At 52.4% G+C, this 17922-nt stretch carries 13 protein-coding genes; 9 read left to right on the top strand and 4 right to left on the bottom strand.

Translation table 11 applies throughout. The features are described 5' to 3' along the window. Window positions 1-25: 25 nt before the first annotated feature. The 5 genes from MKZ35_RS11485 (at window position 26) to MKZ35_RS11465 (ending at window position 4347) form a co-directional block, all read left to right on the top strand. Window positions 26-454, top strand: coding sequence for a hypothetical protein (locus tag MKZ35_RS11485; RefSeq protein WP_482513424.1), 429 nt, complete (start codon window positions 26-28; stop codon window positions 452-454). Further along, window positions 433-768: a 3-oxoacyl-ACP synthase gene (locus MKZ35_RS11480; protein ID WP_482513423.1), complete on the top strand. Its 336-nt coding sequence runs from the start codon at window positions 433-435 to the stop codon at window positions 766-768. Before MKZ35_RS11485 ends, MKZ35_RS11480 begins: the two co-directional genes overlap by 22 nt. A gap of 332 nt (window positions 769-1100) precedes the next feature. Beyond that, a complete protein-coding gene (locus tag MKZ35_RS11475; RefSeq protein WP_482513422.1) occupies window positions 1101-2264 on the top strand; it encodes a 1-deoxy-D-xylulose-5-phosphate reductoisomerase in 1164 nt (387 codons plus the stop codon). Between the two features lie 190 nt (window positions 2265-2454). Further along, window positions 2455-3771, top strand: coding sequence for an RIP metalloprotease RseP (rseP, locus tag MKZ35_RS11470; protein ID WP_482513421.1), 1317 nt, complete (start codon window positions 2455-2457; stop codon window positions 3769-3771). Window positions 3772-3849: 78 nt separating this feature from the next. Then, entirely contained in the window at window positions 3850-4347 is a 498-nt protein-coding gene (locus tag MKZ35_RS11465; RefSeq protein ID WP_482513420.1) for a DUF6702 family protein, read from the top strand. Between the two features lie 120 nt (window positions 4348-4467). On the opposite strand, the gene MKZ35_RS11460 is transcribed toward MKZ35_RS11465, so the two are convergent. Further along, window positions 4468-5466, bottom strand: coding sequence for an OmpA family protein (locus MKZ35_RS11460; protein ID WP_482513419.1), 999 nt, complete (start codon window positions 5464-5466; stop codon window positions 4468-4470). After that, complete coding sequence (locus tag MKZ35_RS11455; RefSeq protein ID WP_482513418.1) at window positions 5406-6464, bottom strand: hypothetical protein; 1059 nt, start codon at window positions 6462-6464, stop codon at window positions 5406-5408. Before MKZ35_RS11455 ends, MKZ35_RS11460 begins: the two co-directional genes overlap by 61 nt. Window positions 6465-6777: 313 nt before the next feature. Between MKZ35_RS11455 and lon the strand changes: the two genes are divergently transcribed. From lon to MKZ35_RS11435, 4 genes are all read left to right on the top strand, one after another. After that, complete coding sequence (lon, locus tag MKZ35_RS11450) at window positions 6778-9237, top strand: endopeptidase La (protein ID WP_482513417.1); 2460 nt, start codon at window positions 6778-6780, stop codon at window positions 9235-9237. Window positions 9238-9445: 208 nt separating this feature from the next. Beyond that, window positions 9446-10483, top strand: a complete 1038-nt coding sequence (gene porQ / locus MKZ35_RS11445; protein WP_482513416.1) for a type IX secretion system protein PorQ — start codon at window positions 9446-9448, stop codon at window positions 10481-10483. A gap of 226 nt (window positions 10484-10709) precedes the next feature. Further along, complete coding sequence (gene hslU, locus MKZ35_RS11440; protein ID WP_482513415.1) at window positions 10710-12125, top strand: ATP-dependent protease ATPase subunit HslU; 1416 nt, start codon at window positions 10710-10712, stop codon at window positions 12123-12125. Between the two features lie 157 nt (window positions 12126-12282). Further along, entirely contained in the window at window positions 12283-12960 is a 678-nt protein-coding gene (locus MKZ35_RS11435; protein WP_482513414.1) for an SDR family NAD(P)-dependent oxidoreductase, read from the top strand. 114 nt (window positions 12961-13074) lie between these two features. Here MKZ35_RS11435 and MKZ35_RS11430 read toward each other — a convergent pair whose 3' ends face one another. Together MKZ35_RS11430 and MKZ35_RS11425 are read right to left on the bottom strand one after the other, a co-directional pair. Further along, window positions 13075-14472: a RagB/SusD family nutrient uptake outer membrane protein gene (locus MKZ35_RS11430; protein WP_482513413.1), complete on the bottom strand. Its 1398-nt coding sequence runs from the start codon at window positions 14470-14472 to the stop codon at window positions 13075-13077. A gap of 19 nt (window positions 14473-14491) precedes the next feature. Then, window positions 14492-17698 carry a SusC/RagA family TonB-linked outer membrane protein gene (locus MKZ35_RS11425; RefSeq protein ID WP_482513412.1) on the bottom strand — a complete coding sequence of 1069 codons (3207 nt, stop codon included), beginning with the start codon at window positions 17696-17698 and terminating at the stop codon, window positions 14492-14494. Window positions 17699-17922: the final 224 nt, after the last annotated feature.

The following is a 17922-nucleotide window of genomic DNA, read 5'->3' as shown; positions in this document are numbered from 1 at the left end:
AAAGCCACCAATAGATGAAGCGGAAATGACAGAAGACACGATAAAAATTAGTGCTAGTATAGATTACGGTAATTATTGCACGTTTGATTTAACTGTTTCCACAGGCTGGATTCGTCAATCAATAAGCTTTTTTGGTTACATGGATACATTCAAAAACTTTGGTAAGTCGTTAATGGGCTTGCCAATGAATACTGCTCATGAAGTATTGTTTCAAGAGGGCAACGATGAAGTCTACGGCCCATGCTTTATAGAAATTAAAGCTTACTGTTACGATTATCAAGGGCACACTGCTCTTTATATAATTATTGATAATCAAGAGCGCTTACCCAACCAATACCGGGTAGAATTTTCAATTTTAGCAGAAGCGGCTTCAATTAATAATTTAGGGCTTAAGCTAGTTAGTTGGGAGAATGAGCAGCAAGACACTATTGAATGGAAAGCCCAAATAAGTTAACAAAACCCCACCTCCACGCCGCCTGCCTCGCCTACGTCCACGAGCGGATAGCCGCTGCCACCCAGGCCATGCAAGCCGCCCAGGAATCGGCCAACTCTGAAACCAAGAGCAGCGCCGGCGACAAGTACGAAACTGGCCGCGCCATGGCCCAGGAGGAGCGCAACCGCAACGCCGTGCAGCTCCGCGAAGCCCAGAACCTGCAAGCCGAGCTGGCGCGCATCAACCCCGAGCAAGCCTGCGATACCGTGCGACCCGGAGCGCTAGTCGAAACCAGCCTGGGGGGCTTTTTATCAGTATCAGCGCCGGCAAGCTGAGCGTGGAAGGCAAAGACTACTTCGCCGTATCAGCTGCGGCGCCGGTGGCGGTGGCAATGAGTGGGAAGCGGGCAGGGGACGAATTGGTGTTTAATGGGAAAGTAGTGCGTGTTCTTGGTGTGCAATAGTGCTGCGTTTTAGCACGGCTGATATAGAAAACAATATGGGTAAGACCTTATAATATAGACGGTCAGGCGGAGCGCAACGAAGCACGCCAGATGCTTCGTTGCGCTCCGCCTGACCGTCTATATTGTGTATTGCATCCACTCGAAAAACTAGCCCTTGAGGTTACCGCCTTGTCTTACCTTTGCTGACCCACGTCACCGCTTAGCATGTCCCACCCACCCAAACGTCTTACCCTACTCGGCTCTACTGGCTCCATTGGCACCCAGGCCCTGGACGTGGTACGCTCCCAGCCGAGCCGGTTTACTATCTCGGCGCTTTCGGCCCACTCCAATGCCGATTTATTGATTCAGCAGGCGCTGGAGTTTCAGCCGGCTGCCGTCGTTATTGGCGAAGAAAAGCATTACCAAACCGTTAAAAGTGCGCTGGCTGGGCAACCAACGGAAGTGCTGGCGGGCGTTGCGGCATTAGAAGAAATAGCGAGCCGCCCTGATACCGACATTGTGCTCACGGCGATGGTAGGTTATGCTGGCTTGCTGCCCACTGTGCGTGCCATTCAGGCCGGCAAAACGATTGCTCTAGCCAACAAAGAAACCCTGGTAGTAGCCGGCCAACTCATTACAGGCCTAGTCGAAAAGTACGGCGTGGGCCTGTATCCAGTGGATTCCGAGCACTCGGCTATTTTTCAGTGTTTGGTAGGAGAGGAGCAAAATCCGATTGAGAAAATTATTCTCACGGCCTCTGGGGGGCCTTTTCGGGGGCGCACTATGCAGGAGCTGGCCACCGTGACGAAGGCGCAGGCACTGAAGCATCCCAATTGGGATATGGGGGCCAAAATCACCATCGACTCCGCTTCCTTGATGAATAAAGGCCTGGAGGTAATCGAGGCCAAATGGCTGTTCGGCCTGCGCGACGACCAGATTGAGGTAGTAGTGCATCCGCAGAGCATTATTCACTCGCTGGTGCAGTTCGAGGATGGCTCCTTGAAAGCCCAACTCGGCTTACCTGATATGAAATTGCCGATTCAATACGCTTTGGGCTACCCAGAGCGTTTGCCCAGCAAATACCCGCGCTTCTCCTTTCTCGATTATCCCCAGCTTACCTTCGAGCAACCCGACCAGAGCACCTTTCGCAACCTGCCGCTGGCCTTCGAAGCTATGCGTCGGGGCGGAAATGCTCCCTGTATTCTCAACGCCGCCAACGAAGTGGCCGTGGCTGCTTTTCTGCGCGATGGCATCGGTTTTCTGCAAATGCCCGACCTGGTCGAAAACTGCCTGTCGAAGGTTTCGTACCTTGCCGAGCCAGCGCTGGACGACTACGTGCAAACCGACCAGGAAACGCGCCGCGTGGCGCAGGAATTTTTAAAACATTAACCCAAAAACCCGTGTCATTCTAAGTACAGCCGCGCGGAACGAAGCACCGCTACCGCTTCGTTGCAGTGCCATCGAAGTACTAGTACTGCTCACACTGCAACCGCTTGACTTGCGCTTTTATAAAGTCCCCTTGACGGACAATGGGTAGCACAGACCACCGATTTTCTTAACTCTGTAAAAACAAAAAGCTTTGGATATTCTAATAATGGCCGGGCAGCTCATTCTGGGGCTGACGATTCTGGTGGGCGTGCACGAAATGGGGCATATGCTATCGGCCAAGTGGTTTGGGATGCGGGTGGAGAAATTTGCCATTGGCTTCCCACCGAAATTATTCGGCAAAAAAATAGGCGAAACCGAGTACATGATTGGCGCTGTGCCCCTGGGGGGCTTTGTTAAGATTACGGGCATGATCGACGAGTCGCTTGACACGGAAGCGATGAGCCAGGAGCCGCAGCCTTATGAGTTCCGGGCTAAGCCAGCCTGGCAGCGCCTGATTGTGATGCTGGGGGGCATTATTGTAAACGTGCTCACTGGTATACTCATCTTCACCATTCTTACGGCCAAGTACGGACAGAGCTATCTGCCGGCTTCAGAAGTGCGTTTTGGCGTGGTACCCAGCAAGTTGGGCGAAGAGATAGGCTTCCGCAAAGGCGACAAAATCGTAAAAATCAACGGCCGCCCTTTCGAGCAGTTCGACGATGTGTACGACCCGGAAGTGGTGATGGGCAACCAGAGCTACTATACCGTGGAGCGCAACAGTCAACTGCTTGATATAAAGCTACCTGTGGACTTCATGGACCGCTTGTCCGACAACCAAAATGATCCTGCCCGCTTTGTAGAGCCACTCAATCCTTTTGAGGTGGGCGAAGTAGTAGCCGGCCGCGCCGCCGCCAAAGCAGGTTTGCAGCCCGGCGACCGTATTTTGCGCGTTGGCGACCGGGAAATCAACTTTTTCCCCGAGCTTCAGCAAGCCCTAAAAGACAATGCCGGTAAGGCTACCGCTTTACTAGTGCAGCGTAACAGCCAACCTATTACTCTTACCGCTAATGTTGAGGAGGAAGGAACGCTTGGCTTCCTGCCCAAGTCGTTGCTCCAATACTCGACTAAGGACTACAACTTCATTGAAGCCATTCCGGCGGGCGCTTCCCAAGCATTTGGCATTGTGAGCAACCAGGTGCAGGCATTTGGAAAGATTTTCCGGGGTGAAGCGTCGGCCAGCAAGTCGCTAGGCGGACCGATGGCCATTGCTCAAACCTACGGCGGCACCTTCAACTGGATAAAGTTCTGGACCCTAACGGGCATGCTGTCCATGGTGCTGGCCTTCATGAACCTGCTGCCCATTCCGGCCCTCGACGGCGGCCACGTCATGTTCCTGACGTATGAAATGGTATCGGGCCGCAAGCCTTCGGACAAGTTTCTCGAAAACTCCCAGAAAGTGGGCATGGCTTTGCTGCTGAGCCTGATGGTGTTCGTCATCTTTAACGACCTGTTCAAAACGCTGTTTTAGAACTTATTCATCGTCTTGAGACCTAGATAGAACGGAGGCCGCCTTCGTTCTATTTTTGTTTATAACTTCCGGATCTGTATGCGTCACCTGCTCGTTTTCTGCGCTTTATGTCTGCTTAGCTTCGCTGCCATGGCGCACGCCTACCATGCGAGCATCATGGACGTGCAGTACAATCCGAAAAAGCAGCAGCTGGAAGTAGCCCTGAAGGTGTTTACCGACGATTTCGAGAAAGGCCTCAGTGTCGGCCAGCCGAACACTGTTACTTTCGATAAGCTTACCCCGGCGCAGGTTTCCAGCCTGACTACGGCCTTGCTGGAGCGTTCGGTGGCCTTTGGCACGAAGTCCGGCGAAACTCTGCCGCTCCGCTTTGTAGGTATTGAAAAGGAGAAGGATGCGCATTGGGTGTACTTCTCCGTAAAAATGCCCCCCAAGCCTGCTACCACCATCTACCTGCGCCACCGTCTGCTGCTGGATACCTTTCAGGATCAGATGAATATCGTAAATCTTGACGGCGGTGGTAAAAAGCAAAGTGCCCTGTTTCGGGCCGGCAACGATGAGCAGAAGCTAAGCTTGTAGCCCCGTTTCTGGCGCTAGTTACAGCGGAGCGTGGGTGGTTTACCTCTAGTGCGACTGCCACGACGCTAATGCGCCTTACTTTTAGTAGCCTCGGTTATGGAAGGAATCAGGAGTAGGTAGCTACCAGCCCGCGCCAGCGTCTTTGTTCACTTCGGGCTTAATCAATCGAAACTCTACTCGTCGGTTAAACCGGCTATCCTCTTCGGTTTTCTCCTCCCGTAAAGGCTGCGTGCTGCCGTAGCCCGTATTATCGATGCGGTTGGGTTTAAGCTTGCCCTTCTGCTCAATATAATTACGAATGGCCTGGGCACGGTCTTGCGATAGGGCCACATTCACGTCAGGGTCGCCGCTGGAGTCGGTATGGCCCGAGATACTGAGGCGGAACGTAGGGTGGTCAACCATGAACAACGCAATCTGATCCAGGGTCTGGTGCATGGGTGGCCGGATGGCAGATTTTCCCTGGTCGAACTCGATGTTGCGGAAGATCAGGGGTAGGCGATAGTCGATGGAGTTGGTGAGCAGACGCATAATAGTGTCGCCTTTCAGCTCAAACTGCTTCTCCACACTGAAGAAATCCGGGCTCTGAATGAGCATCACATAGTGCGAGCCTTCAATCAAATCGAAGTCAAACGAGCCGTCGGGGCGCAGGTATTTGCTGGCCACCTCAATGCCGTCATCGGTGTCAATAATGCTGACAATGCCCCCCAGCGGCTTCTTGGTCACCGAGTCGGCCAGTATACCTTCTACGTGCGTGGTTGCCAGCGGCTGCGCCTCCATCGGGAGCGGGAAGGAGTAGAGGTCAAGATTCTTGAGGTCTGTCACCTCTGAGCGGGCGTAGTACAGATTCTTGGAGGCGCCATCAATGGTGAAGTAGTACTCCGAGCCTTTGCCGTTTACCAGTGGGCCTACATTGCGCGGCTCCTGCCAACGGCCCTGCACGCGGTAACTTTTATAAATATCGAAGTCGCCGTAATTCAATAATTGCCCCCTAGAGCTGAAATACAGCACATTATACAGCGGGTGAAAGAAAGGGCTGACCTCACTTTCACGCGTGTTGATTACGGGGCCCAGGTTCTGAGCTTTGCCCCACTGCCCGTTTTTTGCTTGGCGGTGTACCAAATATCCGACAGGCCGAAGCCGCCCAGCCGGTCAGAAGCAAAGTAAAGCGTGTCCTCTCCCCGCGACAAGGTAGGCTGCGAATCCCAGGCGGTTGAGTTCACAGTAGCCCCCAAGCTCTTCGGCACCGACCATTGCCCGTCCTGAAAGGTCGACTGAAACAAGTCGCAGTTGCCGTGGCAGTTTGGGCACTCGCAACGGGCAAAGTAGATAGTGCGGCCATCTTTCGTAATACAGGCCGAACCTTCGTTGTAAGGCGAGTTAATAGGCTTGGGTAGCGGCTCGGCGTCCGTCCAATAGTCGCCTTCCTTCCGCGACGTGTACAAATCCTCATCGATTACGGGAGTGGTAATGCCGCGGGTTTTGCGTTTAGAAGAGAAGATGAACAAGCCTGCTTCCGAGTTCAATGTTGGCCCATAGTCTTCCACATCGGAGTTGATGCCGTCACCCATGCTTGTATACACTCCTTTGGGCGGATGAAACGTGACGATGTTTTTTCGGTATTCAACCAGGTCGTAATAGGTTTTCAGGGGCACGTACAAGTCCTGGGTTTTCTGTTCTAGCGAGTCGTAGTAGAGCTGAATTTTGGTGATATCCTGGCGGTGATGCTTAAGGGCCAACCGGTAATAGGCCTTGGCTCGGGCTTCGTCGCCTGTGCGCTCGCACAGCTGAGCCAAGCGCCAAAGAAGGGACGTATCTTTTTCGAAATTCTGAATACCAAACTGATGCACGTAGGCTTCGAGCAGCTTGCGGGCCTGCGTCCAGTTTTTGCGCTTTTCCGCTCGCTGAATTTCTTTTAGCGCTTTTTTGTCCTGATAGTATGCTACCCGATTTACGTTGGGAAAGCTGGGTGTCGCATCGGGGCGTAGGCGTAGCTGGGGGCTTTTTTGCCTGCGAGGGGCCGTACCTGCAAAGGCTGGTCCGTGGGCTGCTGCGCGTACGTAGCTGTAGTGGCCAATAACCAAAGCAGTAGAGCCAAACCAGTTAAGCGATGCATACAACGTTTTTTGAACACAAAGAGCTGCTACAATTGCCGCGCCAGAGACCAAAAATAGAAGTTTTTCAATCCAAGTGCTAGGCTTATTATCTGCCTGATTGGCTACGTGCTGGGGGCATTTATGCCGAACTGTCGGGGCGGCGCAAATGGTCTAGAGTGGCATAGCACTTGTCAAAGCCTTACCTTCGGACTACCGTTGCCCCTGGGGAGCTACGGAGCGCTGCAACTCTGTCATTCTGGCGCCGCCAGCTTTCCCCGATTGTATTATTATGAGTGAAAACCGCAATTCTCGCCGTCCCAAATCATCCGTTTTGCTAATGGCTGAAGATCCCGCCGAGATGGTGTCCATCATTGCTACTGATCCCGATCAGGTCCTTTCCGGGCAAGATGCGCCCGAAGTATTGCCCTTATTGCCCGTGCGCAATACGGTGCTGTTTCCAGGCGTGGTGCTACCCGTCACCGTGACGCGCAAAAAGAGTATTCGCCTGGTGCGCAAAGCGTATCGGGGCAGTAAAATTGTGGGCGTTCTGGCCCAAAAGAATACCCAAAGCGACGATCCAACGCTCGCCGACCTATACGAAGTGGGCACCATGGCCCGCATCCTGAAGCTGTTGGTGCTGCCCGATGGCAACACGACCATCATCATTCAGGGCCAAAGCCGCTTTAAAGTGGAAGAAGAGCAGCAGGACAGCCCTTATCTGACGGCCCGCGTCAGCTACTTCCCCGAAACATTTCCTAACAAGGCCTCTAAGGAAGTAAAAGGCTTGGTGTCGTCGCTGAAAGATGCAGCGGCCAAGATGCTCAGGCTCAACCCCGAAATTCCGCAGGAGGCCCAGGTAGCGCTGGACAATATCGAGTCGCCCGCTTTCCTTACGCATTTTCTCTCCTCGAATATCAACGTGGAGGTAGGCTTGAAGCAGAAGTTGCTGGAAATAAATGACGGGGTGGAGCGGGGCACGCGCCTGCTGGAAATGATGCTGAAGGAGATTCAGCTCCTGGAAATAAAGCACGAAATCCAGAGCAAGGTTCATACGGACATCGATCAGCAGCAGCGCGACTATTTCCTGCGCCAGCAAATCAAAGTGCTCCAGGATGAGTTGGGCTTTGATGGCCCCGACCAAGAATTAGAGAAGATGCGCGCCCGTGCCAAGGATAAAAAATGGCCCCCAGCCGTTGCCAAGCACTTCGCTAAGGAAGTGGATAAGCTTAGTCGCGTAAACCCCGCGGCGGCGGAGTACCCGATGAGCGTGAACTACGTGGAGTTTCTGCTCGATCTGCCCTGGTCGGAGTACACCAAAGACAACTTCAATCTGAAGCGTACCCGCAAAATTCTTGACCAGGACCACTATGGCCTGGAAAAGGTAAAGGACCGCATCATTGAGTATTTGGCCGTGCTGAAGCTCAAGCAGGATATGAAGGCGCCTATTCTGTGCCTTTATGGTCCTCCCGGCGTGGGCAAAACCTCTTTGGGACGTTCGGTAGCCCAGGCATTGGGCCGCAAATACGTGCGAATGAGCCTGGGCGGCGTGCGCGATGAGGCCGAGATTCGCGGACACCGCAAAACCTACGTGGGCGCCATGCCGGGCCGTCTTATTGCCCAGATCAAGAAGGCCGGTGCTTCTAATCCGGTTATTATTCTGGATGAGATTGATAAAGTAGGCGCCGACTTTCGCGGCGACCCGCAGGCGGCGCTGCTGGAGGTGCTCGATCCGGAGCAGAACTCCACGTTCACCGATAATTACCTGGAGGTAGAGTATGATCTGTCGAAGGTGCTGTTTATTGCCACGGCTAACGCCTTGGACACTATTCATCCGGCCCTGCGTGACCGGATGGAAATCATTGACCTGACAGGCTACACGCTGGAAGAAAAAACGCAGATTGCTAAAAAGCACCTCTGGCCGAAAGTACTCCACGAAAATGGTCTGACGCCAAAAGACGTGAGCATCACGCAGCCCGCTTTGCAGCGCGTAGTCGATGATTACACCCGTGAGTCGGGGGTACGTGGCCTGGAGCGTAAGCTTGGATCTGTAGCCCGCAACATTGCCAAAAGCAAAGCGCTGAAGGAAGAGCATGTCGCCATACTGGAGCCGAAAGACGTAAGCCGCATTCTGGGCGCCGCCATTTTCGACCGCGACCAATACCAGGACAACGAAACGGCCGGCGTCGTGACGGGTTTGGCCTGGACGTCGGTAGGGGGTGATATTCTCTTTATTGAGAGCCTGCTGAGTCGTGGCCGTGGCAAGGTGACGCTGTCCGGGCAGCTGGGCGACGTGATGAAGGAGTCGGCCGTGACTGCCTTGTCGTATTTGCGCAGCCGCGCCGACTCGTTGGGCATCGACTACCGCCTTTTTGATCAATATGATCTGCACATTCACTTCCCGGAGGGCGCCGTGCCCAAAGACGGCCCGAGCGCGGGTATTGCTATTTTCACCAGCATCGCCTCCGTATTTACACAACGTAAAATCCGTTCGCACCTGGCCATGACGGGCGAAATTACCCTACGCGGTAAAGTGCTCCCGGTGGGCGGAATCAAGGAAAAGATACTAGCTGCCAAGCGCGCCGGAATCCGGGACGTGATTCTCTGCGACAAGAATCGCAAAGACATTCAGGAGATTTCAGCTGAGTACCTTAAGGACTTAACTATTCACTACGCGGCGCGCGTCGACGATGTGCTGAAGGTAGCGTTGCTGGACGAGTTGGTAGCCAATCCCATTAAGCTCACGGTGCGCGACGAGCCTACGCCGGTATTATATGGCCCGAGCGTAGAAGTATCGTAGACTTGTATCCCCAAGCTGGAGCTTGGGGAGTCGTTGTTTGTAGCGCGAAGCTTCCGCTTCGCGCGTCGTTGCTGACGCTGTTAAAATGCCCCCCAAGCTAATTGGCTTAACAATACGCGAACTAAAAGTTCGCGCTACTTTCCGTTCAACGCCCCCCAAGCTGTAACTTAGGGCGATGATTTGTTCCATAGTCAGCCGCGTATGTCTTGTGTGGCCTGCTCTGATGCTAGCTGGTCTGCTGAGCCAGCCGGCGGCAGCGCAGATTGGAGGCCAGCAGGCGTTCACCTTCCTGAATTTGCCCCCCAGCGCTAAGCTGGCCGGGTTGGGCGGCGTCAACGTCAGCTCCCGCGACGCCGACGCGACCATGATTTATGGCAACCCCGCCCTACTCAACGCCGACATGGACGGCCGCCTGGCGCTCGGCTACGTTGATTATTTGTCTGATATCAAGCAAAGTACGGCGGCTTACGTCTTCAATACCAAGTCGTTGGGCCGATTTGGCATTGGGCTCACGTATCTGAACTACGGCCGGTTCGAGCAGTTTGATGCCGTTGGCACTAGTTTGGGTGAGTTCTCGGTAAATGAGTACGCGCTGGGCGTATCGGATGGCTACACCAGCGGCAACTTCACGCTCGCCGGCACGCTCAAGCTGGCCGTGTCCGGTATTGCCGGTAATCATTCGCTGGCCGCTTTGGCCGATGTGGGGGGCATTTTTAAACACCCAACGCAGGATTTTACGGTAGGTCTCACGGTGCGCAATGTCGGTTATCAGCTCCAGCCCTACGCCGGAGCCGACCGTGAGCCTATGCCGCTGGACGTGCAGCTTGGCGCATCCTTCAAGCCTGAATATATGCCCTTGCGCCTTTCCATCACGGCGCATCATCTCCAGCAGTTAGACATCGTTTATCTCGACCCAAACCAGCGCGGGCAGCTCGACGATAATGGCGAGGAAATCAAGCCTAAAAAGACGCTGGGCGACAAAATTGCCCGCCACCTTGTGGTGGGGGGCGAATTGTTGTTCAGCAAGAACTTTCACTTGCGGGCGGGCTACAATCATTTGCAGCGCCGGGAGTTACGCCTTGAAAATACCTCGGCTGGGGCCGGGTTGAGCTTCGGGGCAATGTTGCGCATCAGCGAGTTTCAGCTCGACTATACCCGCGCCTATTATCACGCTTCGGGAGCAGCCAACTATTTTACCGTGGCCCGTAATCTGGACTCGCTTTTTAATAAGCGCAATAGTAATTGACGTCATTATCAGATCCTTATAAGACCGTCTTATTTGCCTTAACATTCAGCCCTTGACCGGTCGGTGTAATAAGTTAGCGCCATACTTTTCCTGAAGTAACTCGTTTGGTAAGCAGAGTAACGTCATTAGCCTAACCGGTTAGCACACCGTATAAACTTCCCACGCCCACCCAGCAGCCCTATTTCCCACCTGTGGGTTTTACACCGGCCCACGTTTCGTTTATCCCATGATTGAATCAGCTTCTTTCCTTACCCCGGCCCAGATAGTGGCCGAACTCGATAAATACATCATTGGCCAGCACGACGCCAAGCGCCATGTGGCTATTGCGTTGCGCAACCGCTGGCGCCGCCTGCATGCCCCCGCCGATATGCAGCGTGAAATAGTGCCCAACAATATTCTCATGATTGGCTCGACGGGCGTGGGCAAGACGGAAATTGCCCGCCGCCTGGCCAGCATCGCCGATGCGCCCTTCACCAAAGTGGAAGCCTCCAAGTTTACCGAAGTCGGCTACGTGGGCCGCGACGTGGAAAGCATGGTGCGCGACCTGGTGGAGCAATCGGTGAACATGGTGCGGATGCGCCGCAAGGAAGAGGTGAAAGTGCAGGCCGCGCAGGTAGTAGAAGATATTATTCTGGATGCGCTTATTCCGCCTATTTCCAGCACCTCCACTACGGTAAGCAAGCCGTCCGTGGGCTTCGATGGTGAGGGAAACGCTATGCCCGAAAGCGACCATGAGCTAAATGAGCGTACCCGCGAGAAATTCCGCCAGAAAATTCGGGCCGGCGAGCTGGACGACCGTAAAATCGACATTAAGATTCAGCAGAATAACACGCCCGGCATCGGGGTAGTGGGTGGGCCTGGTAGCATGGACGAAGCCTCCATGGCTGGCCTGCAGGATATGCTCAGCAGCATGATGCCCAAGAAAACCCGGAAGCGCAAGGTGACCATTGCCGAAGCCCGCAAAATTCTGCTCGATGAGGAAGCGGCTAAGCTCATCGACATGGATGAAGTGAAGGACGAAGCCATCCGCAACGCCGAAAACGCCGGCATTATCTTCATTGATGAGATTGATAAAGTAGCCAGCCGCAATGGCAAAAGTGGGGGCGGTGGCCCCGACGTCAGCCGTGAAGGCGTGCAGCGCGATTTGCTGCCCATCGTGGAAGGCTCGGCCGTCAGCACCAAGTATGGCGTCATCAACACCGATCATATCCTGTTCATTGCCGCCGGCGCATTTCACGTAGCCAAGCCCAGCGACCTCATCCCCGAGCTGCAAGGTCGCTTTCCCATCCGCGTAGAGTTGCAAAGCCTCACCAAAGCCGATTTCTTCCGCATTCTCAAAGAGCCTAAGAATGCTCTCACCAAGCAGTATGAAGCGCTTTTGATAGCCGAAGAAGTAGAGCTGTCCTTTGATGACGCCGCTTTGGAGCGCGTAGCCGAAATAGCTTTTGAGGTAAACGAAGAAGTCGAAAATATTGGTGCCCGACGCCTGCACACGGTGATGAGCCGCTTACTTAATGACATCCTGTTCGATGTTCCCGACCGCATTGGTGCCAACGCTCACATTCTGATTACCCGCGAGCTGGTGGAAGAGCGCCTGCGTGATATGGTCCGCAACCGCGATTTGTCGCAGTATATTCTCTGATTATTGGTAGAGCCGCATTATTAATCTATCCATCAGCTTAAGCACTATAACAAAAAGGCGGCTCTCAGAGCCGCCTTTTTTGTTAGGGTTTCCTCTAGGTCTGGTTTGCTCGTATAATAACTTCATTCGACGGTCTCATCTTCACTTTCTATATGCCATGCATTATTACATCATCACTGGCGCGAGCCGGGGTTTGGGCAAAGCGCTGGCCGAAGAAATCCTGCGCCAACCCGATACGATGGTGCTGGGGATTTCGCGCCATGCCACCATTGAACATGCCCGCTACCAGCATCAGCCTCTCGACTTATCGGATATCGTGGCCGTAGAGGCCAATTTGTATAAGGTATTTGCCCCCCAGCCCGATGCATCCAGTATCACGCTGGTTAATAATGCGGCGGTGTTGGGCCAAATCGGTTACGTGGGCGAGCTGCCCAATGAGCACTTCACGTTCGCCTTCGATGTGAACTTGGTAGCGCCCGCCATGCTCATGAACACCTTCCTGGGCAAATACGCCGGCATGACCTGCCCGCGCACTATCCTCAACATCAGTAGCGGGGCGGCCCAGCGCGCCGTAGATGGCTGGGCCGCTTATTCCGCCTCTAAGGCCGCCCTCGATGCATTATCACGCGCCATTCAAAAGGAGCAGGACTTGCGAGGGACAGGAGTGCGCGTTCAAACTATTTCACCGGGGATACTGGACACTGGCATGCAGGAACAGATTCGCGGCACTGATAACCGGCAGTTTAGCGAGGTAGACAAATTCGTGGCTTTTCACACCGAGGATAAGCTCGCGGATCCGGTAGAAGTCGCCCGCAAGATTCTAGCCTCGCTTTAACTGAGTTGATTGGCTGCTATGTCTGCGACCTTGGTGTACAGGTTACCCTAGTGGGTAGTGCTAAAAAAGCCCCCAGAAACTCTGGGGGCTTTTTTTGGCAAAAAATCCTGAACTCTAATAACCAGGATTCTGCTCAATCACAGATCTATTATTTACCACACTGTTCAGTGTCTCACGCTGAGGAATTGGCCAGAGGTTGCGGAAGGGCTGGGTGAAGCCAGAAAGCGTAGAAGCTACGGTGTTCGTACGACGCAGGTCGAACCAACGATGACCTTCGTGCGCTAACTCTACCCGGCGCTCCCGCAGAATAGCGGTGATAAGCGCATCACCTGTCAAGCCTACACGGGCAGCTAAGCCCGCACGCGACCGAACACTATTCAGCAAAGTTAAAGCCTCTGTATTGTTTGTACCTAACCGAGCTAAAGCTTCAGCCCGAATCAAAGCGACTTCTGCGTAGCGAACCATGATGACGTTATCATCACCTAATACGCGAGTGTACTTTTGCGTAATACCCACGACGGGAGCACCAGGCACAGTAGCCGCCGTCACCGTATTCACCGGTAAGCGTTTGTCACCTGTTTCGTGTGCATTCAGGAGGGTTCCTGAAGGGTCTAGCTCATTTCGGCCACCGTTCGCAGTTGGGTACCAGAAGAAAGCAAACGAGTTAGTATTAACTGCGTTGAACTGCAACTCCCAAATCGATTCTGTTTGGTTCTTTAGCAAGTACAGATCAGCATAGTTTGGAGCTAATGGATATGTACCAGTAGTACTCTTCAACTGATTCGTCAAATCAGCCGCCATCTGGTAATTGCCGTTGCGCAATGCAAACCGCGCCTTTAGGGCAATAGCAGCATTTTTGGACATAAAGCCTTTGTTTCCAGCATTACCTAGGTTGGCAATAGCAAAATCAAAGTCAGCATTTACTTGGTCAATTATCTCTTGCTCTGAGGAGCGTGGAATGGGAGCCGTTTCAGTTGTCAACAAGGTTGGTGCAAGCCGCAAAGGCACGCCTAAGCCACCTTTACCATAGCCGTCCGGTGAGCCACCCCAATAACCCAATAGATTCATGTAGTGGAAGGCCCGAAGGCCACGCGCTTGTCCAATGGCATCTACTTTATTATAAGCTGGGTCATTAAACGTTTCAGCGGCATCAATGATGTAGTTGGCCCGGTTAATTGAAATGTAGATGGAATTCCACATGTTACTAAGCTCTACATTATCCGGCAGAATATTATTCTGAAAGATTTGTTGGAAGCTTGGAAACGTGCCACGCCACAGGATGTTATCGGCGCCCATATCCGCAAAAGTAGGATAGCGCAAACCATAATAGTTGGCTCCTGATAAGGAACTGTACATGCCCACCAAACCAGCTTCTATGCCTTGACGGGTGGTATAGGCTTCGTCAGCAGGGAGAGAAGCTAAAGGTTCTGTTTCCAGAACTTTTTCGCAGGAGGCAGTTAGAGAGAAGAGGAGCGATGCAGCGAGGGCTCTTGTAAGCAGTATATGTTTCATACGAAGTCAGAGTGGGGGGTTACAGGCCTAGATTAACACCAAAAGTGATGGTGCGCGCCTGTGGGAAAACAAGAAAGTCAGTTCCCAGTGCCGTAGCACTGCCGCTGAAGGTGTTCACTTCCGGATCAAACCCTGAGTAATTGGTAAGAGTGTACAGGTTCTGCGCCTGCACGTATAAGCGCAAGGAGCTTAGCTTAGCCCGGTTTACCAAAGCGTTACTGAAGTTGTAGCCTAATTGCAAATTCTTTAAACGAGCATAAGAGCCATCCTCAATAAAGCGGTCCGAAGTACGACGGTTGACGTTAGGGTCGCCAAAAACGGCCCGTGGTACGTCGGTGTTCGTGTTAGTGGGCGTCCAACGGTCACGCACGCCGCCCGTCTGACCAAATACCCCATTCATTCCCTCAGAAAAAGACTTTGTATTGTTATAAATCTTGTTGCCGTAAGAGTATTGAATGAAAGCAGTTAAATCAAATCCTTTGAAAGAAAGAGTGTTAGTCAGACCTCCAAACGATTTTGGCTGAGCGCTACCCAAAATTTTCTGGTCAGTAGCGGTGATGATACCGTCACCGTTAATGTCTCTGAACTTGATGTCGCCAGGGCGAGTCAAAGTAGTCTGATACACAGAGGTAGGAGTATTTGCGGCTCTTGCAGCTGCATTCAGGACGTCGATTTCCTCTTGTGTCTGAAAAATACCGTCGGTCTGGTAGCCACGGAAGGAGCCAAGCGACAAGCCCTCAGCCAGCCAGCTAGCGAAACCTTGCCCTGCTGGTGGTCCAGCTAGCTTAGTTACCTTATTGCGAATGAGAGAGATGTTGAAATTGCTGGTCCACTCAAATCCGCCTGGCTGCTTGGCTGCAATATTTACTGTTGTCAAGGCTAGTTCTAGACCCTTGTTCTCAATGTTACCAATATTGGATTGGTAGCCTCCAAAACCAGTATCGAATACCAAAGGTAGGTTTAGGAGCAGGTCGTTCGTCTTCTTGAAGAACACATCACCAATAAACGTAACTCGGTTGTTGAAGAGACCTATGTCCAGACCGATATCAGCCTGTGATGTGCGCTCCCACTTTAGATCAGGGTTGCCCAACTGTGTTGGGGCCAAGCCAGCCAGGCCAGCGTAGTTAGCACCCGAGCCAATGAGGGCGCGTGAGGCAAAATTTCCGATTTCTGAGTTACCTGTTAGGCCGTAGCTAGCCCGCAGCTTAAGCTCGCTGAGCTTGGAGAAGCCATCCATAAAATTCTCCTCAGAAATGCGCCATCCAATAGAGCCCGCTGGGAATATACCGTATTGGTTGTTAGCTCCGAAACGAGACGAGCCATCACGGCGAACACTAGCAGAAAGCAAGTATTTGCCTTTGTAGCCATAGTTTACCCGTGAGATAAGCGAGAACAAATTCCATTCGCTTCCACCACTAGAGGCGTCAGTTTTCTGCGAACCAGCCGACAGGGCGCGAATCTCGTTGCCGGGGAAGTTGGTCGCAATAGCAAAAAGCTCTGAGAAACGGTCCTGCTGATAGTTAACACCAGCTAGCAGCGAAAGGTCATGTGCTTCGTTAAACGTCTTGGAGTACGTGAAGATGTTATCGACGTTAAAATTGGCGTCCTGCCGATAACCACTAAATGCTCGTCCGTTTGTGCCAGCACCAGTGTTGGTAGTAGTTGGGTTGAACTGGTCATCACGGAAGGTGAGGTAGTCCAAGCCAAATGTGGTGCGGAAGCGCAGGTTTTTAATAAATTCAAATTCAGCATACGTAGTGCCAATCAGGCGAGAGCTAACAGCCTCCAGAAAAGGCTCGCGGGCAGCAGCTATTGGGTTTTCAGTGGAAGCACCTGGATCTTTGGCATACGTACCATCTGCTTTAAACTTAGGAATATCACTAGCAACAAGAATAGCTGTACTTACTACTCCGTTGATGTTGTTATCGTTCTGAATTCGGCTGCTGATGGAACGGCTGAGTCCTAAGCTTGTACCAATGCGAATTTTATCGCTCAGATCATGGTCGAGGTTAAGGCGGCCACTACCCCGCTTATAGCTTGACCCAATGACAATACCGTCTTGGTCAAAGTAGGTGCCTGACAGCAGAAAGCGCGTGCGGTCACTGCCCCCGGACAGAGACAAATCATAGTTGTTGATAGAAGCAGTACGGAAAATCTCATCCTGCCAGTTGGTACTCGGAACAGACGAGGGATTTTCAAAACCAGCTACGTCGCGGATACCATCTCCGTTATCGACGGTTACTACTTGGCCACTGCGAATTGCGGCACCGGCATCACTAAAGAAATAAGCAGCCACGTCGGCGTAGCTGCGAAAAGGAGTTGCGCTTACTGTGGGTACAATAATCTCCCCAGACGCATTGCGTGGATAGCGGTTCTGCATCATTTCTAGGAACAGCTCCGTTTGCTCTTGTCCGGAAAGAGCAGGCAATTTCTTCCAGGCATTCTGAACACCAGTGTAGTAATTCAGGTTAACCTTCGTTTTGCCGGCCTTGCCACGCTTCGTCGTTATAATTACTACGCCATTCGAGGCACGCGAGCCATAGATAGCAGAGGAAGCCGCATCTTTCAAAACTTCGATAGAAGCAATGTCAGCTGGGTTGAGGTCAGCCAAAGCGTTCGTTTGCTGTCCACCGGTGCCGATGTTAGTATAGCTACCTGTGTTGATCGGAATACCATCTACTACATACAGCGGCTCATTGCTCGCTGAGATAGAGGACGAACCACGAACACGTACCGCGATACCTGAGCCTGGCGTACCAGAGTTTTGGGTAACCTGAACACCAGGAGCACGACCTTGCAGTGCTTGGTCAGCACTAACAATAGGTGTGTTCTTGAACTCGTCGGCTTTTACGCTGGTAATAGCCCCTGTTACTGCAGCGCGCTCTTGGCTGCCATAACCAACAATTACTGCCTCATTAAGCATCTTGTTGTCAGCAGCCAGCGTGATACTGAGCTGATTGCTGGTGGTAAGCTTTACTTCTTGCGTGACGAAGCCAATCGAGCTCACCACTAACGTGTTACTATTAGCTGGAACGCTCAACGTGAAAGAACCATCTGAATTGGTGGATACCCCTTGCGATGTTCCCTTTACTAAAATGGTCGCTCCCGGCAGACCTTCATTACTTTGCCGGTCTGTGACCCGGCCAGATATGCTTCGGTCTTGGGCTGTCACCTGCTGCAACAGGGTGACAATGAGCAAAAAGCTCATTAGTAAGATTTTTTTCATGCAATAGATTGATTAATGAAAAAAGGTGAGTGTCTAGCTAAAGTAATTAGAAATCAAGTAAGATAATATCATAGTAACATGAAATTTTTTCAAATAAGCCATATATTCTTATAATTACACACCAATTGTATTTTTATGGTAAGATCCAACTGTCTTTATGTAAAAAAATGTACAGTCAGTATTTGAGAAAGTCATATAATGAGGATCTGTTTTACTAGGACTTA

This window comes from Hymenobacter sp. R533113 (assembly GCF_056835965.1).
The sequence above is the reverse complement of the archived record's forward strand: the minus strand, read 5'-3'. Positions and strand labels throughout refer to the sequence as shown.